Here is a 17,385-nt window from a genome sequence, read left to right as displayed (position 1 = left end):
CGGTAACGCTCACCGGATCCCACGACCCGGATAAAGGGCTACTGGCAGACATCCACCCACTCGGCGTCGACGAGTTCGGCCATGCGTTGCGGGCTGAGCCGGACGGCGGCGTTCGTCGCGCCTGCGGCGGGGACGACCTCGTCAAAGGCGCGCAGCGAGACGTCGCAGTACACCGGGAGCGGTGCCGGTAGGCCGAACGGGCACACCCCACCGACGGGATGACCGGTCGCGGCGAGCACCTGCTCGGCATCCAGCATTCGCGCCTTGCCGCCGAACCGGTCCTTGAATTTGCGATTGTCCAGCCTGGAGATGCCGCTGGCCACGATCAGCATCGTCTGGTCGCCGGCGCGCAGGCAGATCGTCTTGGCAATCTGCGCCGGCGCTACGCCATGCGCTTCGGCAGCCAGAGGCACCGTCGCCGAGCTGGCTTGCGTAACGATGACGTCGATTTCGGGCGCGTGGGCGACGAAGAAAGCGCGAACGGATTCGAGGCTCATCTCCGGCGATTTCCGTCTCGCGTCGCCGTGGCGGCCGGCAAGTCCGCTACGTGGCCGGAAAAACGAAGCCCGCCAGGGCAACCCATGGCGAGCTCGTCGAATAAACGCATGGCACGCCGCTACGACACGGACCGCCTTTTCGCAGGCAACACGGCTTCGTCGAACAGAGCGCTTTCCGGAAGTTGAAGCGCGGAGGCAATACGCCGACGTTTCGAAGGATCGGCATCGTTGCCGCTTTCGATGTCGGCAATCTCATAGGCTGCCAGCCCGCACGCCAGGGACAGCTCTTCGATACTGTATCCACGGGCTTCCCGGGCGGTTCGGACGGCACTGCGTTCAGGCGTAACCGCGCTCGCCGCCAGTTCGGAGTAAGGTTCGCGTTTTGCTATTTGGGGCATTGGCAACTCCGTGGGATGAAAGAGTTAGATCAAATCATGTTGTTGCCTGAGACGATCGGGAGAATGCCCGCTCCCCGGTGATTTGCCAAGCATCAAAGATAGCGTCACGGCATCGTGAACCGACGCCGGAATGAATGTGGATGCCGGGGCGCTCACATCTGGCCGGATCGTCGGCGGACACAGTTCGGAAACAAAATTCTACAGGCCGGAAAAACTGCCGAAAAACTCCAAGGCGATAGTCCCGACCGCAGTGCTCGAGTCACCGACCTGAATCGGTGACGCTCAAATTCGCCCTGCGCAAAAAGGAAACGATGTCATGAAGAAGTCTCTTCTCTCCGCCCTTGGACTTGCAATCGCACTTGCCCTCTCGATGCCGATCATCGGCGCGAGCAGCGCGAATGCAGCGACGATGCACACCACCGTCAAGAAGCATCACCGTCATCACTACCATCACCGCGTCCACCACCATCGCCATCGTCACAAGAAGGTTGTGGCGAAGACGTACTGAAAACACCCTGGGACAGACAACCGGCAAGCAGGCGTTCTTGGCCTCTGATCAAGAGCGGCCAGCTTGCCGGGGTTTGCCGCGTCGACGAAATGGCGGCGGTCCCGCTGACCACCGCATTTCCCCTACCTTGAACGCGCTCGCGGCGCTTTTTGCTGCCGGCCACCGAGAAACAGACTGGCGACCAGCCCGACCAGAACCAGCCCGACAGCGGCCGCCGTCGCCGGGTGATCACGGGCAGTCTTCTCGATCGCCCGGCCTTGCCTTCTGATTGCCGGCAAGGTGTCGCCGAGACGCTCGGCGATATCCGAATAATAGTCCGACGCGGTATCGCGACCGTCTTCGTAATAGGCGCCGCCCCGCTTCAACACGGCTTTCTTCAAAGTGGCCAGTTCCCTGGTCAGGGCCGCGACCTGCTTGTTCAGATCGGTGTCGGAGATGCTCGAAAGCGATGCCATGACGTGGTTCCTTCATCTGCAGAAGGAAGCCTAACGCATGACCCCGAAGACCGTTCCGGTCAGCCCCGGCGGGCTTTAGCGAACCTGATCGAGCAGGCGCTTGCATTCGAGCAGGTCGAACAGCGCCTCCTGCAGCAATGCGCGATTATCACGGGAAAGTTTTGACGTGTCCGGCGGAACCGGGCCTTCCTCGTCGCTCTTGCCGATGCCGAAAAAACGACGGCTGGGTTTCACCCTCGGTTGGCCGACCAGCATCTCGTCGTCGGGGCCGCGCGGCTGCGCCGCTGGCGTCAGCGGTACCGCGTCAGCCTGCCGGCGCTGCGAGATCGCCTCGACCGCCGCCATGTCGCCATTGCCGACGGCGATCAAAAACTGGTTGCCGTTCTCGCGCAACAGCTTTTGTACGCCCTTGATCGTATAGCCCTGATCGTAGAGCATGTGGCGAATGCCCTTGATCAGCTCGACGTCCTGCGGCCGGTAGTAGCGGCGGCCGCCGCCGCGCTTCATCGGCTTGATCTGGTTGAAACGCGTCTCCCAGAAGCGCAGCACGTGCTGCGGCAAATCCAGATCCTCCGCGACCTCGCTGATGGTGCGGAAAGCATCGGGGCTCTTGTCCATGGGCGAATCCTCACGCTAGAGCATGATCGCGAAAGGCGGGGACCGGTTTTGGGCAACATCACGGTAAAACAAAGAGAGCAGCTTTTCCGTCCACCGGGGCGGATCACACCCAAATACCGATCCGGCCTGCCGAATCGCATCTTATTTCAGCGGTTTATGAAACAATATTCAAGCCCGGCGTAAAAGCAGGCTTCGTTTTTCAACCGAAGCCTGAAGCATGGGTTCTCGGCAAGGGAGATCGGGAATCTACTTGCTGCCCTTGGCCTTGCTGTTTTGATGGGAGCGCAGGATGCGGTTCTTCAGCACGTTCGATGACTTGAAGGTCATCACCCGGCGCGGCAGGATCGGCACTTCCTCACCGGTCTTGGGATTGCGCCCGATGCGTTCGTTCTTGGAACGGACATGGAAGGTCGCGAAGGACGACAGTTTCACCGTCTCACCGCGAACGATCGCCTCGCAGATCTCATTCAGCACCGCCTCGACAAGCTCGGCCGATTCAGTACGCGACAGCCCAACCTTGCGGTAAACGGCTTCGGCGAGGTCGGCGCGCGTAAGTGTCTTTCCCCCCATACGAACCGTCCCATCAGCTCAAAAAATAAAATCGATACAAGCAACGGCAGAACCTAAGTAATTGATCCGTCAAGGTCAAGGACCCGAACCCGTTAGTTCGGCACTTACCAACGCAGCAGGACGGCGCCCCAGGTGAAGCCGCCGCCCATCGCCTCAAGCAGCACCAGGTCACCCTTTTTGATGCGGCCGTCGGCGACGGCCGCGGATAGTGCCAGCGGCACGGAAGCAGCCGATGTGTTACCGTGCAAATCGACGGTCACCACCACCTTCCGCTCCTCTATCCCGAGCTTTTTGGCCGAAGCATCAATAATTCGTTTATTGGCTTGATGCGGCACGAACCAGTCGAGATCAGCGGCGCTGATGCCGGCCTGTGCGAACGTCGCCTCGATGACGTCGGTGATCATGCCGACCGCATGCTTGAACACTTCGCGGCCTTCCATCCTGAGGTGCCCGACCGTTCCGGTAGTCGACGGCCCACCGTCGACAAAAAGCTTGTCCTTGTGGATGCCGTCGGAGCGCAGGCTGGCCGCCAGAACGCCTCGGTCGGCGATGCCGCCTGCCCCCGTGCCTGCTTCCAGCACTATCGCGCCGGCGCCGTCGCCGAACAAAACGCAGGTCGAGCGGTCGTTCCAGTCGAGAATGCGCGAAAACGTTTCCGAGCCGATCACCAGCACCCGTCTGGCCAAGCCGCCGCGGATATAGAGGTCGGCGGTCGTCACCGCATAGACAAAACCCGAGCAGACCGCCTGCAGGTCGAAGGCAAAACCGTGGTGCATGCCGAGCCGGTTCTGGATCTCGACTGCGGTCGCGGGAAAGGTGTTGTTGGGCGTCGAGGTCGCCAGCACGATCAGGTCGATGTCGTCAGCCGTCAGGCCGGCGCTGTCGAGGGCTGCGCGCGCTGCCGCCTCACCCAGAGAGGCCGTCGTCTCGTCGTCGGCCGCAATGTGGCGCTGGCGAATACCGGTGCGCTGGACGATCCATTCGTCCGAGGTCTCGACCATGCCTTCAAAATCGGCATTCTTCATAATGCGGCGGGGCAGCGCGGCGCCCGTGCCGCGCACGACTGATCTGATCAATGCTCTTTCCTATTCCTTTGCGTCGATGACGACGTCGGATTTCCGGATTGTCTGGGCATTCGGATTGCGGGCATGGAACAGGTCGAGATCGGCCTCGATGCGGTCAAGCAGATTGTTAAGCACCATGTCGTAGCCGAGCTCGATCGCCGCAGCGAAGCCATCCGAATCAGCCCCGCCATGGCTTTTCACCACGATGCCGTTCAATCCCAGGAAGACGCCGCCATTGGAGCGGCCGACATCCATCTTCTCGCGCAGGCGATCGAAGGCGGTCTTGGCGAAGATATAGCCGATCCTGGCCATCAGTGTCCGGTTCATCGCGGCGCGCAGGTAGCCGGCGATCTGCCTGACCGTGCCTTCCGCCGTCTTGAGCGCGATATTGCCGGCAAATCCTTCGGTAACGACGACGTCGACACTGCCCTTGCCGATGTCGTCACCCTCGACAAAGCCATGGTAGTTCATCGAGGCCATGTTGGCCTCGCGCAGCATACGGCCTGCTTCCTTGACCTCCTCCTGACCCTTGATCTCCTCGACGCCGACATTGAGCAGGCCGACGCTCGGCCGTTCGATGCCGAAAACCGAGCGCGCCATGCCGGTACCCAGAATGGCAAAATCAACCAGTTGATGCGCATCCGCACCGATGGTTGCGCCGACGTCCAGCACCACGCTTTCGCCGCGCAATGTCGGCCAGAGCGCCGCAATCGCCGGGCGGTCGATGGTCGCCATGGTGCGAAGGCAGAATCTGGACATCGCCATCAGTGCGCCGGTATTGCCAGCCGAGATGCAGGCGTCCGCCGTGCCTGCCTTGACCGCTTCGACGGCTTTCCACATCGATGACTTCCAGCGGCCATGGCGCAGTGCCTGGCTCGGCTTGTCGTCCATCCGGACTGCGATCTCGCAGTGGATGAACTCGCTCACCTCCGCTAGCTTGGGGAATTTGGCGAGTTCAGGCCTTACCGCTTCTTCGCGCCCATAGATGACGAAGCGTATGTCCGGACGGCGGGTGGCGACAGTCATGAGCGCCGGGATGACCACGCTTGGCCCGTGATCGCCGCCCATGGCATCGATGGAAATCCTGATCACGCGGTGTTCATCTCACGGTTGCTTGGCCAGCGGGCTTGCCAAGGTACGGGGCTCGCGAAGGTTCGGCGAAAATAACGGTTTTGGGCTGCCGCACAACCAACTTTTCTCAAATTGGGTCAGCCATCAGGATTTTCCCAGCAGTGATCTGAGCTTTTGCTGGAATTCATTCTCCACAGGCTCGGCATCGCCGGCGGCCTCCAGCGACACACCCGGCTTGCGCGGATAGGGATCGATCGCCAAGCCAAAGAACTGTTCGGCAAGCGCCCCGACGTCGATCGCGTCGCCGGAAAAGGTTTCCGGGCTGTCCGGCCCTTCGGCGTCGAGCAGGATCTCACCGCCACCGTCGAAACCTTGCCGCCCGAGCTTGGATTGTTCCGGCAGGAACAGCGCCTCGACCGGCTCGTCGATATGCGCCTCGACCGGGTCGAGAGTGACGATGCAGGCCTGCGTTATATCGGCCTCGACATGGCCGCTGACTTTCACCCCATTGCGCTTCCACGGCTCGATCAGAAGTTCGGCGCGATAGTTCTCGACCGAAAGCAGCTCATGCTCGACGGCCAGTATGGCGCGCTGCCCGGCGTCGGCATCGATCACCACCGGCAGCCCTTTTTGCGGCATCCGGGCGACATTTGCCAGGAATGACACTGGGCTGTGGGTATCAGGATGTTTCATCTTCGCCTCCACTTCGCCGCCTTCATTCGGCCTGCCTTCGCTCAGAGTTGGCCACTGGAAATGCCACCGTGCCGGAAACGATCGATTCGGTCGGCTGTTGCGTGAGTTGCCTTGATGCATCGGCGGCATAGAGTGCCAGTTGCGACGCTTGCGGCCAGGCGCCGGCATCCGGCCTGACATTGCGGGAAAGGGCGGCGGCAAGCGCATCATGGTCATTTCGTTTCAGCGCATCGTCATAGGCGGCGGTACGGCCATAGAACATCTTCGCCAGTTTCCGCATTCGCTTCGGCACGCCGACGTCGCCAATGCCCAATTCCCGCAACGAATGTTCGACATCCATGAAGAACTCGTCGATCAGCACCTGCGCAACCTCTGCCGCAGCACCGCCCTCGCCGCGCAACCGGTGCTGGAACAGGAACATGTGCAACGACAGCATCTCGAAGCGGCCGAGCGGCGTGTCCGGCACGTTCCAGGCGGAATAAAACACCGGTTGCCGCGCCGCCGCCACGATTTGTGCGTAAAGCGCCTCGGTGATGGCGCGGTTGGCGTGACGTTCGCGGCCAAAGAGGCGCTGGAACATTTGAGGGTGGTCTCCCGGGACCGTTTGTTGAAGTGGCCTTGTTGCATCGGCAAGCAAGCTGGTTTACCGGTTTTGCGGCCCAGCGCAAGTTGCGGCCAGCTTATGGAGTTGTAGTTGCGCGCGCTGAAATTCAAGTCGACTTTCCTGCCTAGGCCCGCCGGTGCGGTTTCGCTGCTGGTGATCGCTGCGGCGCTTTCCGCCTGCAATTCGTCCAAGATGATCGGCGATCTCAATCCGAGCGAGACGCTGACGCAGGGCTACGTCATCGACCAGCAGGCGATCGACCTGGTGCCGGTCGGCTCGAGCCGCGAACAGGTGCTGCTGGCGCTCGGCACTCCCTCGACGAAGGCGACCTTCGACAACGAGGCCTTTTATTACATTTCGCAGACGCGCAAGCGCTATGTCGCCTTCGACAAGCCGCGGCTAGTCGACCAGCATGTGCTGGCGGTCTATTTTGGCGATGACGGGCGCGTCACCCAGATCGCCAATTACGGCCTGAAGGACGGCAAGGTGTTCGACTTCATCTCGCGCACCACGCCGACCGGCGGCAAGGACCAGAACTTCCTCAGCCAGATCATCAGTGGCGCCAGCAAGCTGACGCCTGGTGTTCCGGGCGCCAGCGGCGGCAGTACGCTCGGCGGCACCTGATCCACTCGACGGTGTCGGCTTCTTTTCTTTTCGCTTCCCTGTAAGCGGCGGCACATCTCAGGCAATGAAAACCCGCGGGAGCGATCCCGCGGGTTTTTGTCTTGAGCCGTGGCGACCGAGCTTAGCCGTGCGCGAGCACGGCCAATAGCAGCAGCGCGACGATGTTCGTGATCTTGATCGCCGGGTTGACCGCCGGCCCAGCAGTATCCTTATAGGGATCGCCGACCGTGTCGCCGGTCACAGAGGCCTTGTGTGCTTCGGAGCCCTTGAGGTGCTTGAGGCCGTCCTTGTCGACGAAACCATCTTCGAACGACTTCTTGGCGTTGTCCCAGGCACCGCCGCCGGAGGTCATCGAGATGGCAACGAAAAGGCCGTTGACGATGACGCCGAGCAGCGAGGCGCCGAGCGCGGCAAAGGCGGATGCCTTCGAACCGGAGATCAGGAGGACACCGAAATAGACCACCAGCGGCGCCAGCACCGGCAGCAGTGATGGAACGATCATCTCCCGGATCGCTGCCTTGGTCAGAAGGTCGACGGCGCGCGCATAGTTCGGCTTCGAGGTGCCGGCCATGATGCCCGGATCCTCGCGGAACTGCTTGCGCACCTCCTCGACGATAGCACCGGCGGCGCGGCCGACGGCGGTCATGGCGATGCCGCCGAACAGATACGGGATCAGGCCGCCGAAGATCAGGCCGGCGACGACATAAGGATTGGAGAGGTCGAAGGAGACGTCGCCCATGCCCTGGAAGTAGGGGTATTTGTCGCTATTGGCCGCAAAGAACTTCAGGTCGTTAGAGTAGGCCGCAAACAGCACCAGCGCGCCGAGGCCGGCCGACCCGATGGCGTAGCCCTTGGTTACCGCTTTGGTGGTGTTGCCGACAGCGTCGAGCGCGTCGGTGGACTGGCGCACTTCCTTGGGCAGGCCGGCCATTTCGGCAATGCCGCCGGCATTGTCGGTGACTGGGCCGAAGGCATCGAGCGCGACGATCATGCCGGCGAGGCCAAGCATCGTCGTCACCGCGATCGCCGTGCCGTAGAGGCCGGCGAGCTGGTATGTCGAGATGATGCCGCCGACGATGACGATCGCCGGCAACGCCGTCGCTTCGAGCGAGACCGCCAGGCCCTGGATGACGTTGGTGCCGTGACCGGTGACCGAGGCCTGGGCGATGGAGTTCACCGGACGCTTGTTGGTGCCGGTATAATATTCGGTGATCACCACGATGAGGCCTGTCACCACAAGGCCGACCAGGCCGCAGATGAACAGGTTCGTGCCGGTGATGGCCATGCCGGCGACGGTGCCGATCTCACCCCAGCCGATGCATGCCGAAGTGGCGACGGCAAGGCCGACAATTGACAGCAGGCCGGTGACGATCAGGCCCTTGTAGAGAGCGCCCATGATCGAGCCGCTGGAACCGAGCTTGACGAAGAAGGTGCCGGCGATCGAGGTGAGAATGCAGGCGCCGCAGATGGCCAGCGGATAGAGCATGGTCGCGCCGAGAACGGCGGTGCCACCGAAAAAGATGGCGGCAAGGACCATGGTGGCGACCACGGTCACCGCATAGGTCTCGAACAGATCGGCGGCCATGCCGGCGCAATCGCCGACATTGTCGCCGACATTGTCGGCGATGGTGGCCGGATTGCGTGGATCGTCTTCGGGAATGCCGGCTTCAACCTTGCCGACGAGATCGCCGCCGACGTCGGCGCCCTTGGTGAAGATGCCGCCGCCGAGACGAGCGAAGATCGAAATCAGCGAGGCGCCGAAGCCAAGCGAAACCAACGAGTCGATGACGACACGGTCATCGGGCTGAAGGCCCATGAACTGGGTCAGGATCAGGTAATAGATCGAGACGCCAAGCAGGGCCAGGCCAGCAACCAGCATGCCAGTGATAGCCCCAGACTTGAAGGCGATCTCGAGGCCGGCAGCGAGGCTGTTGGAAGCCGCCTGCGCGGTGCGCACATTGGCGCGCACCGAGACGTGCATGCCGATGAAGCCAGCGGCGCCCGATAGAACGGCGCCGATCAGGAAGCCGATGGCGGCGGTGATCGAAAGCAGCCACCAGGCGAGCAGCAGGACCACGACGCCGACGATGGCGATTGTGGTGTACTGGCGCGCCAGATAGGCTTGCGCGCCTTCGCGGATGGCCGCGGAAATTTCCTGCATGCGTGCATTGCCCTGATCGGCCGCGAGGACCGAACGTGTCGCCCAGATGGCGTAAAGGACTGAAAGCAGACCGCAGGCGATGACAGCTGAAAGTATGGTCATTGCCGAATTTTCCTCGATTGGTGGCCCAAAAGAACCCCTCCCCGGGCCGTTGAGACAGGGGACGAATTTTCCGCAACCGGAATCCGTCCCTTCGCAGCGGCTTATGCGAAACAGGGCTCGGAACGTCAAGATATTGTTCGGTTTTTGTCCGGTTTTCGCTCAAAACATCCCGGGTTTCATCCAAAAGGCTGGACGGCAGCGCGCCTTTCGACACTGCCATCCGATTAGATCGATTGAAATCGGCGAACGGCCGTCAAACTTTGCGCGGGTCGCCGTCCGGCTGGACGACGAAGATCAGCACCACCAGCATTGTCATGTAGAATTTGAACGCCGCCTCCTGACCATTCCATGTCGAAGACTGCCACATGGCAAACCACTCGCCGCCAACGACCATGAAGCCGAAATACCAAACGAGGAAACCCATGGTGGCGGCTATGATGGCGAACTTCTTGGCATCGTTGAATGCCTGTCCGCTGGCGTTGCGCGCCTGCCAGAGTCGCCAGGCGGCGACTAGGTAGAGCAAGCAGGTCAGCGCCTCGCCAATGATGATCAGCCAGTAGCCCGCCGTCCACAGCGACGGGTTGGTGATCGAGCGGTACATCAGGGCGTTGCCAGGAAAGGTCGTGTCCATGCTCAGCACATGCTGGACAAAGGCGAAGTTTGAGCCGTAATCGGTGATGTTGCCGAAGGCGACAAGGAAGGCGAAAGCCGCCAGACACAAACACATGATGATCTTGGAGAAACGCGCGGTCATGGCAAGAACTCCTGCTGAAAGATCGGGGCATCGCACTCATCAATCGCCGAGTCCCGAAGATCGCGCAACGGGGGGACCAGTGATCATAGTGCTCACGACTGTCGCGAGACATTATGCCGGGAAGCAAGACATTGCCGCGATTCTCGAAACCCTCGATCTGGACAGCTATTGCGCGGTGGGCGACTTAGTCTCTGTGGTTAGAGCCGGCACACAGCACGATTTCGCCATCATCCGCCGCCGCTGGATCGCCAGCGAGACGGGCACCACGCTCGAACTGACGCTCGATCATCCGGCGCGTTCGAGTGGCCTTTGAAAGAAGCGAACTTTGCCCCGAGGGGCTACTCCACCTCGCGCCCCATGCGCCGGCCCGTGTAGCGCTCGATCGCCGACAGCCCGTCATAGATCAGCACGGCAAGGGCGGCGACGATCAGGCCGCCCTGCAGGATGAAGGCGAGGTTGTTCGACAGCAGGCCGGCGATGATCACCTCGCCCAATGTCCTCGCCGCCACTGTCGAGCCGATGGTCGCGGTGGCGAGGCTGATCACCACCGACAGCCGGATACCGCCGAGGATGATCGGCGCGCTGAGCGGCAGTTCGACCTTGACCAGCCTTTGCCAGCCGGTCATGCCGGCGCCACGCGCCGCCTCGACGACATTGGCCGGCAGCGTCGTCAGGCCGGTCAGCGCGTTCTCGAAGATCGGCAGCAGGCCATAGAGAAACAACGCAATCAGCGTCGGCTTTTCGCCGAAGCCGACGGCCGGCACGGCAAGCGCCAGCACCGCCACCGGCGGAAAGGTCTGGCCGATATTGACCAGGCTGCGCGACAGCGGCAGGAATTCGGCGCCGGCTGGCCTGGTGACCAGAATGGCGAGCGCGACCGCAACGATCGTCGCGGCAACCGTTGCGATCAGGACGGTCTGCAGATGCAGCAGCGTCAACGTCAAAAGGCTGCCCTGATTGTAGATTACCGGCGCGTTGTTCTCTGTCAGCGGCTTCAGCAGCGGTTCGAACCAGCCGGGATTGGTGACGAAGGCAATAAGCAGCACCACCAGGGCAAGCCTGAGCAGTGATGGAAGCCAGGCTTTCATGCCGGCCTCGCCGCGCGTTTAACCAGTCCATCCACAGTGACGCGGCCAAGCGATTTGCCATCAGTATCTTTCACCGGCAGTGCCGGGCGGCCCGACCACAGGAGTTCGGCCAACGCGTCGCGTTGGCTGGCATCACCGGGGATCGCCTCGCCTTCGGCCGTGCCTTTTTCCACCGCGTCGCGCACCCGGCCAAGCGATAACAGCCGGAACGGTTTTTCGCTGGCGCCAACCAGGGTCTCGACAAACGCGCTGGCCGGTTTCGCCAGTATCTCGGCCGGCGCGGCATATTGCACTACTTTGCCGCCGTCCATCACCGCGATCTTGTCGCCCATGTGAACGGCCTCTTCCATGTCATGGGTGACTAGGATGATGGTGGTGCCGAAGCGCTTCTGGATCGCCAGCAGATCCTCCTGCGCCTTGTTGCGGATGATTGGATCGAGCGCGCCGAACGGCTCATCCATCAACAGCACGTTGGGTTCCGCGGCAAGCGCTCGGGCGACGCCGACGCGCTGCTGCTGGCCGCCGGAAAGCTCATGCGGATAGCGTGGCCCGTAGGCTTGCGGGTCGAGCTGATATAGCGTCATCAGCTCGTCGACGCGGGCTTTGATGCGGTTGGCGTCCCAGCCGAGCAATACCGGCACAGTGGCGATGTTCTGTGCCACCGTGCGATGCGGAAACAGACCGTGGCCCTGGATGGCATAGCCGATGCTGCGACGCAGCTCATAATCAGGCACCGAGCGGTTGTCGACGCCGTCGAGCTTGATCACGCCCGATGTCGGCTCGACCAGCCGGTTGATCATGCGAAGCAGCGTCGTCTTGCCGGAGCCGGAGGTGCCGACGATGACGGCGATGCTGCGCGGCTCGATTACTATCGACACGTCGTCGACCACTGTCGTCTCGCCGTAGCGCTTGGTGATGCCTTCGATCTCGATCATGCCGTTTAAACCCTGCGCTTGCTGGCGCTCATTTCGATCACTGCATCGAGGATGATGGCGGCGGCGAAGGCCAGCGCCACCGTCGGCACGGCACCGAGCAGCACCAGGTCCATCGCCGTCTGGCCGACTCCCTGGAATACGAATACGCCAAAGCCGCCGCCGCCGATCAGCGCGGCAATGGTGGCGAGGCCGATATTCTGCACCAGCACGATGCGAATGCCGGTGAGGATCACCGGGAAAGCCAGCGGAAACTCGACGCCGAACAGCCGCTGGCGGTCGGTCATGCCCATGCCGCGCGCTGCGTCGTTGGCGGCACGCGGCACACCGGCAAGGCCGACCACGGTGTTGGCCACCACCGGCAGCAGTGAATAGAGGAACAGGGCGACGAAAGCCGGCGCCGTGCCGATGCCGCGAATGCCGAGCGCGGCAGCACCCGGCACATGCGAAGCGACCCAGCCGAGCGGTGCTATCAAGAGGCCGAACAGCGCGATCGAAGGAATGGTCTGAATGATGTTCAGCACGTTGAGCACGCCGGCCCGCAATTTCTCGACGCGGTGGCAGAGGATGCCGAGCGGCAGGCCGATAATCACTGCTGCCGCCAGCGAACCCAGCGCCAGCGTCACGTGCTTGGAGCCTTCCGCCCAAAAACTATCGGCGCGATTGAAATATTCCTTGAGGATCGACAGGCTGTTCCAGCTCCCCGAGACCAGCAGCAGGCCGATCGCCGCTGCGGCGACAACAAGCACGCCGACCCGTGCCTGCGGCGACAGGTTCAGCCTTGTAAGCACGTCGGCGAGCAGAAGCGTGAAGGCGAAGATAAACAGCCAGAAGCCCGAAGCCGGCGAGATACGGGCGAAGGTGTTGCCGGCGGTCGTCAGGAAGCTGCCGGCAACGCCGATCAGCAGCGCCAGCGCCGCAAGTGCAACCACACTGGCGGCGAGGCGCAGAGCAAGCGGCGTTTTCAGCAATGCAATGAGCGCCGCTGCGACAACAATCGCCATCAATAGCGCACCGACCGCCGCAGGCAAAGATTCGAGGATCGAGCGCGCCTCGCCGGGTACGATGCGATTGGCGCGGAACGTGGCGAATGGTGCCGCAAAAGCCGCATAGGCTGATATCGCCGCGATAACCACGCCGAGCTTGTCAAACCGGATGCGCACGCCCTCCCCCATCGGCCGATCCGCGCACCTCGAAAGCGGCGCGCCGGAATCGCCTTACTTGAGGAAGCCGTTCTTTTTCAAAAAGTCTTCGGCGACGCCCTTGACCGGTTCGCCGCCAACCTGGACGCGGCCATTCAACTCCTGCAGCGTGACGAGATCGAGCTTGGCGAAGACCGGCTTCAGCAGCGTCTCGATTTCCGGGTGCTCCTTCAGCACCGCCTCGCGGATGATCGGCGCCGGCTGGTAGACCGGCTGCACACCCTTGTCGTCCTCAAGCACGACGAGGCCGGAGGGCGCGATGCCGCCGTCGGTGCCGTAGACCATGGCCGCGTTGGCGCCGTTGGTCTGGTTGGCCGCAGCGGCAATGGTCGCCGCCGTATCGCCGCCCGACAGCGTGATCAACTGGTCCGGCTTCAGCGTAAAGCCATAGGTCTTCTGGAAAGCGGGCAGCGCGGCCGCCGAATTGACGAACTCGGCGGACGCCGCCAGCACCACCTTGCCGCCGCCCGAGACATATTTGCCGAAGTCGGAAAGGGTGACGAGCTTGTTGGTATCGGCGACCTCCTTACGCAGGGCGATCGCCCAGGTGTTGTTAGCCGGTGACGGGGACAGCCAGACGATCTTGTTGGCGTCGTAATCGAGCTTCTTGGCAGTCTCGTAGGCCTTAGCGGCATCCTTCCACACCGGATCGTCGGCCTTCTCGAAGAAGAATGCGGCGTTGCCGGTGTATTCCGGATAGATGTCGATCTCGCCGGCCGTAATTGCCTTGCGTACCACAGGCGTGCCGCCGAGTTGGATGCGGTCGGTGGTCTGGATATTATTGGCGTTCAGCACCAGCTGGATGATGTTGCCGAGCACGCCGCCCTCGGTGTCGATCTTCGACGACACCACCACCTGGGCACTCGCCGAGGCCACCGTGATGCCGAGCGCCAGCACGGTGCCGGCCAGAACCTTGATTGAAAACATCTCACAAATCCCTTGCTGTGAACCGGAATATGGCTGCCGCATATGAGCATGGCTTCGATGCCCCGTCGGGGTACACGGTTTCATAAGAAGGGTGATGGACGCAATAATTTTGTTCGGATTTGGGTGAATCCGCTGTTGTCTCGTCCCGACAGCGTGGCGTCAGCTGGCCGCACGCAAGCCCGTCATCTTCAACACGCCCAGTGCCACGAAGCACAGCGCGACGACCGGAAAAATCATCCAGTTCAGCATCTCCCAGCCCCAGGCATTGTAGACTGCGCCCGACATCAGCGAGGCGAAGGCGACGGAGCCGAACAGGACGAAATCGTGGAACCCCTGGACCTTGCCTTTTTCGGATGGCTGGTAGCTGTCAGCCACCATGGCGGTGGCGCCGATGAAGCTGAAGTTCCAGCCGAGGCCGAGCAGGATCAGCGTTGTCCAGAACTGCCACAGTGCCAACCCCGACAGCGCGACTATACCGCAGCCAATGAGCAGCACCAGGCCGATGGCCACGATCCGCTCCGCGCCAAAACGATAAATCAGCGACCCCGTGAAGAAGCTCGGCGCGAACATCGCCATCACATGCCAGGAAATGCCGAGCGTGGCGTCGTCGGTCGAAAGGCCGCAGCCGACCATGGCCAGTGGCGCGCCGGTCATGACGAAGCTCATCAGCGCGTAGCTGCCGATGGCGCAAAACAGCGCCGCGACGAAGCGCGGCCTGGTGACGATTTCTAAGAGCGGCCGGGCGTCGCTGTCGGCGATTTCCACCTTCTCGGTTGCCTTGGCTGGGATGCGCAATAAAGAGAGGATGGCGGCGCCAACCGCCGCCAGCACCAGGATGGACGCAAACGAGCCGGCAAACTTCACCGGCGAGAACAGGTCGCCGGTGAAAATGACGATCTGCGGCCCAAGTATGGCGGTGACGATGCCGCCGGCCAGCACGAAGGAGATGGCGCGCGCCTTGAATTCAGGCGGAGCATTGTCGGCGGCGGCAAAGCGGAATTGCTGGACAAAGGCACCGCCGATCCCGATCACGGCAAGGCCGAAAGCGAACAGCCAGAAGCTGGCATGAAACAGCGCCAACGTAGCGACCAGCCCGCCAAGCGCTGTGACCGCAGTGCCGGTCATGAAGCCGTCGCGCTGGCCGAGCCGGCGGATGATCGCCGCGGCCGGCAGGGAACCGAGCGCCACGCCGACATTGAAGCCGGTGATCGGCGCGGTTGCCAGCGACTTGTCGGCTTCGAGGAGGTACTGCCCGGCCAGTCCGCCCATGGAAATGGCGATGGGTGCCGCCGAACCGATGATCGCCTGCGAGGCTGCGAGGATGAAAGCGGTGCGACGCGCTTCCTTGCCGGCCTCAACGACGACGATAGCAGTCATGAGGCGTCCTTGCCGCGGCCCTCGCCACGCACGCGGCGCGACACGCGATCAAGCACCGCATTGACCAGTTTCGGCTCGTCTTCTTCGTAAAATGCCTTGGCGATGTCGACATATTCGGAGACGATGACCGCCACCGGCACGTCCTCGCGTTTCATCAATTCGTAGACGCCGGCACGCAATATGGCGCGCAACGTCGAATCGAGCCTCGACAGCGGCCAGTCCTCGGTCAGCGCCTGGCGGATAATCGGATCGATGGTCTTCTGGTGCTCGACAACGCCGGCAAGAATGGCGCGAAACCATTGCGCATCGGCCTCGCGATAGAGCGCGCCGTCGACTTCCTTGCCGAGCCTGAACGCCTCGTATTCGGCGGTGATCTCAAACACGCCGCTGCCGGCGACATCCATCTGGTAGAGCGCCTGCACAGCCGCCAGGCGGGCAGCACCGCGCTTGTTGGCATGGCGAACCGCAGGCTGGCCGGGCGAAGCGGGTTCGCTCACGTTCGCTCTCCCAGTTGTTCCTTTAGGGCGATCATAGTCAGCGCCGCACGCGCCGCAAAGCCGCCCTTGTCGCCTTCGGAGCGCCTGGCCCGTGTCCAGGCCTGTTCGTCGTTTTCGGTGGTCAGGATGCCATTGCCGATGCAGACTGAATCCTGCACGGACAGGTCCATCAGGGCACGGCTGGATTCATTGGCGACGATATCGAAATGATAGGTGTCGCCGCGGACCACCGTGCCGAGGGCGACGAAACCGTCATAGCTCGTCCCGCCTTCGGAAGCACCGTCGAGCGCGAAGGAAATCACCGCCGGGATTTCGAGCGAGCCCGGAACGGTGACGACATCGTATGTCGCGCCCGCTTCGTCGAGCGCGCTGGTCGCGCCTTCGAGCAACGCGTCCGCAAGGTCGTCGTGAAAGCGCGCCTCGATGACAAGAAGGTGGGCCTTCTTCTTCGGACGGATGAACGCTTTGCCGTGTTGGGATGTGCCAGCCATAGATGTCTCCGGGGATCGCCGGTGACTTAGGCCGAAGCCGGTTTGATCGCAAGCGGAAGATTGCTGAAGGAACGTTCAAGGCCAACCCGGTGGCGGCCGCATCAGGGAATGGACTTTATGGGCGATCGCCTCAAAGTCCCTCTTTGGCCGCCTCCACCAGTCGCGCCGCGTAGCGGGCCATGGTGTCGATCTCGAGGTTGACGCGGTCGCCGACCTGGCGTTCGCCCCAGGTGGTGACCGTCAGCGAGTGGTGGATCAATAGCACGTCGAAGCGGGTGCCTTCGACCTTGTTGACGGTGAGCGAAGTGCCGTCGAGCGCGACGGAACCCTTGGGGGCGATGAATTTGGCAAGCTCGCGCGGTGCTTCCAGGGTAAAGCGAACGGCGTCACCCTCTTCCTTGCGGGCCACGATCTCGGCCATTCCGTCGACATGGCCTGACACGATATGGCCGCCAAGCTCGTCGCCGATCTTCAGCGCCCGCTCCAGGTTGATGCGCGCGCCGGTTTTCCAGCCCATCGCGGTCGTCAGCCTGAGTGCTTCTTCCCAGGCCTCGACTTCGAACCAGCGTGCGTTCGCGCCGTCTTCCGGCAATCCCGTTACCGTCAGGCAGACGCCGCCGCACGAAATTGAAGCGCCAATGGCAATGGTCTGCGGATCGTAGGCGGTGTCGATGCGCAAACCGACGCCTTCCCTGAGCGGCTTCACGGCGGCGACGGTGCCGACATCGGTGACGATTCCAGTGAACATTACT

General features: G+C 62.4%; 22 protein-coding genes. 3 read left to right on the top strand and 19 right to left on the bottom strand.

All coding sequences use genetic code 11. From position 1 onward, the window contains the following. Nucleotides 1-38: 38 nt before the first annotated feature. Nucleotides 39-497, bottom strand: a complete 459-nt coding sequence (locus NKJ09_RS22285) for a YbaK/EbsC family protein (protein ID WP_023717299.1) — start codon at nucleotides 495-497, stop codon at nucleotides 39-41. A 119-nt stretch (nucleotides 498-616) separates the two neighbouring features. Next, the gene (locus NKJ09_RS22280; protein WP_352481221.1) at nucleotides 617-895 is read right to left on the bottom strand and encodes a helix-turn-helix domain-containing protein; all 279 of its coding nucleotides are present in this window, start codon (nucleotides 893-895) and stop codon (nucleotides 617-619) included. A gap of 316 nt (nucleotides 896-1,211) precedes the next feature. Between NKJ09_RS22280 and NKJ09_RS22275 the strand changes: the two genes are divergently transcribed. Then, on the top strand, nucleotides 1,212-1,403 hold the full coding sequence (locus NKJ09_RS22275) for a hypothetical protein (RefSeq protein WP_352495314.1): 192 nt from the start codon (nucleotides 1,212-1,214) through the stop codon (nucleotides 1,401-1,403). A 122-nt stretch (nucleotides 1,404-1,525) separates the two neighbouring features. Here the strand turns inward: NKJ09_RS22275 and NKJ09_RS22270 are convergent, their stop codons facing one another. The 7 genes from NKJ09_RS22270 to NKJ09_RS22240 form a co-directional block, all read right to left on the bottom strand. After that, nucleotides 1,526-1,858 carry a hypothetical protein gene (locus tag NKJ09_RS22270; protein ID WP_023717294.1) on the bottom strand — a complete coding sequence of 111 codons (333 nt, stop codon included), beginning with the start codon at nucleotides 1,856-1,858 and terminating at the stop codon, nucleotides 1,526-1,528. A 75-nt stretch (nucleotides 1,859-1,933) separates the two neighbouring features. Beyond that, nucleotides 1,934-2,476, bottom strand: a complete 543-nt coding sequence (locus NKJ09_RS22265; protein WP_352481223.1) for a MerR family transcriptional regulator — start codon at nucleotides 2,474-2,476, stop codon at nucleotides 1,934-1,936. A 246-nt stretch (nucleotides 2,477-2,722) separates the two neighbouring features. Continuing rightward, entirely contained in the window at nucleotides 2,723-3,046 is a 324-nt protein-coding gene (locus NKJ09_RS22260; RefSeq protein ID WP_023717292.1) for an integration host factor subunit alpha, read from the bottom strand. Nucleotides 3,047-3,150: 104 nt separating this feature from the next. Beyond that, nucleotides 3,151-4,122, bottom strand: coding sequence for a beta-ketoacyl-ACP synthase III (locus NKJ09_RS22255; RefSeq protein ID WP_023717291.1), 972 nt, complete (start codon nucleotides 4,120-4,122; stop codon nucleotides 3,151-3,153). Nucleotides 4,123-4,131: 9 nt separating this feature from the next. Beyond that, nucleotides 4,132-5,202 (bottom strand): phosphate acyltransferase PlsX, encoded by a 1,071-nt coding sequence (plsX, locus tag NKJ09_RS22250; protein WP_352495312.1) that lies wholly within the window; start codon nucleotides 5,200-5,202, stop codon nucleotides 4,132-4,134. 123 nt (nucleotides 5,203-5,325) lie between these two features. Next, nucleotides 5,326-5,874 carry a YceD family protein gene (locus NKJ09_RS22245; protein WP_023717289.1) on the bottom strand — a complete coding sequence of 183 codons (549 nt, stop codon included), beginning with the start codon at nucleotides 5,872-5,874 and terminating at the stop codon, nucleotides 5,326-5,328. 22 nt (nucleotides 5,875-5,896) lie between these two features. Then, nucleotides 5,897-6,454, bottom strand: a complete 558-nt coding sequence (locus NKJ09_RS22240) for a ubiquinol-cytochrome C chaperone family protein (protein ID WP_023717288.1) — start codon at nucleotides 6,452-6,454, stop codon at nucleotides 5,897-5,899. A gap of 114 nt (nucleotides 6,455-6,568) precedes the next feature. On the opposite strand from NKJ09_RS22240, the gene NKJ09_RS22235 reads away from it, so the two are divergent. Further along, complete coding sequence (locus NKJ09_RS22235; protein WP_023717287.1) at nucleotides 6,569-7,102, top strand: outer membrane protein assembly factor BamE; 534 nt, start codon at nucleotides 6,569-6,571, stop codon at nucleotides 7,100-7,102. A gap of 121 nt (nucleotides 7,103-7,223) precedes the next feature. Here NKJ09_RS22235 and NKJ09_RS22230 read toward each other — a convergent pair whose 3' ends face one another. Both NKJ09_RS22230 and NKJ09_RS22225 read right to left on the bottom strand, forming a co-directional pair. Beyond that, nucleotides 7,224-9,365 carry a sodium-translocating pyrophosphatase gene (locus NKJ09_RS22230; RefSeq protein WP_023717286.1) on the bottom strand — a complete coding sequence of 714 codons (2,142 nt, stop codon included), beginning with the start codon at nucleotides 9,363-9,365 and terminating at the stop codon, nucleotides 7,224-7,226. Between the two features lie 253 nt (nucleotides 9,366-9,618). Next, the gene (locus NKJ09_RS22225; RefSeq protein ID WP_352481225.1) at nucleotides 9,619-10,119 is read right to left on the bottom strand and encodes a DUF2165 family protein; all 501 of its coding nucleotides are present in this window, start codon (nucleotides 10,117-10,119) and stop codon (nucleotides 9,619-9,621) included. A gap of 79 nt (nucleotides 10,120-10,198) precedes the next feature. On the opposite strand from NKJ09_RS22225, the gene NKJ09_RS22220 reads away from it, so the two are divergent. Continuing rightward, nucleotides 10,199-10,432 (top strand): hypothetical protein, encoded by a 234-nt coding sequence (locus NKJ09_RS22220; protein ID WP_352481226.1) that lies wholly within the window; start codon nucleotides 10,199-10,201, stop codon nucleotides 10,430-10,432. Nucleotides 10,433-10,457: 25 nt separating this feature from the next. Here the strand turns inward: NKJ09_RS22220 and NKJ09_RS22215 are convergent, their stop codons facing one another. From NKJ09_RS22215 to NKJ09_RS22180, 8 genes are all read right to left on the bottom strand, one after another. After that, a complete protein-coding gene (locus NKJ09_RS22215) occupies nucleotides 10,458-11,207 on the bottom strand; it encodes an ABC transporter permease (RefSeq protein ID WP_352481227.1) in 750 nt (249 codons plus the stop codon). Next, nucleotides 11,204-12,142, bottom strand: a complete 939-nt coding sequence (locus NKJ09_RS22210; protein WP_352481228.1) for an ABC transporter ATP-binding protein — start codon at nucleotides 12,140-12,142, stop codon at nucleotides 11,204-11,206. The genes NKJ09_RS22215 and NKJ09_RS22210 overlap by 4 nt, the downstream gene beginning before the upstream one ends. Nucleotides 12,143-12,147: 5 nt before the next feature. Then, a complete protein-coding gene (locus NKJ09_RS22205) occupies nucleotides 12,148-13,314 on the bottom strand; it encodes an ABC transporter permease (protein WP_352481229.1) in 1,167 nt (388 codons plus the stop codon). A gap of 42 nt (nucleotides 13,315-13,356) precedes the next feature. Further along, entirely contained in the window at nucleotides 13,357-14,268 is a 912-nt protein-coding gene (osmF, locus tag NKJ09_RS22200) for a glycine betaine ABC transporter substrate-binding protein OsmF (RefSeq protein WP_352481230.1), read from the bottom strand. Nucleotides 14,269-14,427: 159 nt separating this feature from the next. Further along, the gene (locus tag NKJ09_RS22195; protein ID WP_023717280.1) at nucleotides 14,428-15,645 is read right to left on the bottom strand and encodes an MFS transporter; all 1,218 of its coding nucleotides are present in this window, start codon (nucleotides 15,643-15,645) and stop codon (nucleotides 14,428-14,430) included. Then, nucleotides 15,642-16,142 (bottom strand): transcription antitermination factor NusB, encoded by a 501-nt coding sequence (nusB, locus tag NKJ09_RS22190; RefSeq protein ID WP_023717279.1) that lies wholly within the window; start codon nucleotides 16,140-16,142, stop codon nucleotides 15,642-15,644. Before nusB ends, NKJ09_RS22195 begins: the two co-directional genes overlap by 4 nt. After that, nucleotides 16,139-16,633, bottom strand: a complete 495-nt coding sequence (gene ribH / locus NKJ09_RS22185) for a 6,7-dimethyl-8-ribityllumazine synthase (RefSeq protein ID WP_023717278.1) — start codon at nucleotides 16,631-16,633, stop codon at nucleotides 16,139-16,141. The genes nusB and ribH overlap by 4 nt, the downstream gene beginning before the upstream one ends. Before the next feature lie 130 nt (nucleotides 16,634-16,763). After that, a complete protein-coding gene (locus NKJ09_RS22180) occupies nucleotides 16,764-17,381 on the bottom strand; it encodes a riboflavin synthase (RefSeq protein ID WP_023717277.1) in 618 nt (205 codons plus the stop codon). Between the last annotated feature and the right edge of the window lie 4 nt (nucleotides 17,382-17,385).

Origin of the sequence: Mesorhizobium sp. M0189 (genome assembly GCF_040322135.1) — a bacterium.
Taxonomy (GTDB): domain Bacteria; phylum Pseudomonadota; class Alphaproteobacteria; order Rhizobiales; family Rhizobiaceae; genus Mesorhizobium.
Note: the sequence above shows the minus strand (reverse complement) of the source record. Positions and strands in the feature narration are given on the sequence as shown.

Coding starts and splice junctions, on each gene's coding strand:
- ribH (WP_023717278.1), bottom strand. CDS start 16,633: ATGGCTGGCACATCCCAACACGGCAAAGCGTTCATCCGTCCGAAGAAG.
- NKJ09_RS22280 (WP_352481221.1), bottom strand. CDS start 895: ATGCCCCAAATAGCAAAACGCGAACCTTACTCCGAACTGGCGGCGAGC.
- NKJ09_RS22265 (WP_352481223.1), bottom strand. CDS start 2,476: ATGGACAAGAGCCCCGATGCTTTCCGCACCATCAGCGAGGTCGCGGAG.
- NKJ09_RS22210 (WP_352481228.1), bottom strand. CDS start 12,142: ATGATCGAGATCGAAGGCATCACCAAGCGCTACGGCGAGACGACAGTG.
- NKJ09_RS22275 (WP_352495314.1), top strand. CDS start 1,212: ATGAAGAAGTCTCTTCTCTCCGCCCTTGGACTTGCAATCGCACTTGCC.
- NKJ09_RS22285 (WP_023717299.1), bottom strand. CDS start 497: ATGAGCCTCGAATCCGTTCGCGCTTTCTTCGTCGCCCACGCGCCCGAA.
- NKJ09_RS22270 (WP_023717294.1), bottom strand. CDS start 1,858: ATGGCATCGCTTTCGAGCATCTCCGACACCGATCTGAACAAGCAGGTC.
- NKJ09_RS22180 (WP_023717277.1), bottom strand. CDS start 17,381: ATGTTCACTGGAATCGTCACCGATGTCGGCACCGTCGCCGCCGTGAAG.
- NKJ09_RS22195 (WP_023717280.1), bottom strand. CDS start 15,645: ATGACTGCTATCGTCGTCGTTGAGGCCGGCAAGGAAGCGCGTCGCACC.
- NKJ09_RS22240 (WP_023717288.1), bottom strand. CDS start 6,454: ATGTTCCAGCGCCTCTTTGGCCGCGAACGTCACGCCAACCGCGCCATC.
- NKJ09_RS22205 (WP_352481229.1), bottom strand. CDS start 13,314: ATGGGGGAGGGCGTGCGCATCCGGTTTGACAAGCTCGGCGTGGTTATC.
- NKJ09_RS22245 (WP_023717289.1), bottom strand. CDS start 5,874: ATGAAACATCCTGATACCCACAGCCCAGTGTCATTCCTGGCAAATGTC.
- NKJ09_RS22215 (WP_352481227.1), bottom strand. CDS start 11,207: ATGAAAGCCTGGCTTCCATCACTGCTCAGGCTTGCCCTGGTGGTGCTG.
- NKJ09_RS22260 (WP_023717292.1), bottom strand. CDS start 3,046: ATGGGGGGAAAGACACTTACGCGCGCCGACCTCGCCGAAGCCGTTTAC.
- NKJ09_RS22225 (WP_352481225.1), bottom strand. CDS start 10,119: ATGACCGCGCGTTTCTCCAAGATCATCATGTGTTTGTGTCTGGCGGCT.
- osmF (WP_352481230.1), bottom strand. CDS start 14,268: ATGTTTTCAATCAAGGTTCTGGCCGGCACCGTGCTGGCGCTCGGCATC.
- NKJ09_RS22230 (WP_023717286.1), bottom strand. CDS start 9,365: ATGACCATACTTTCAGCTGTCATCGCCTGCGGTCTGCTTTCAGTCCTT.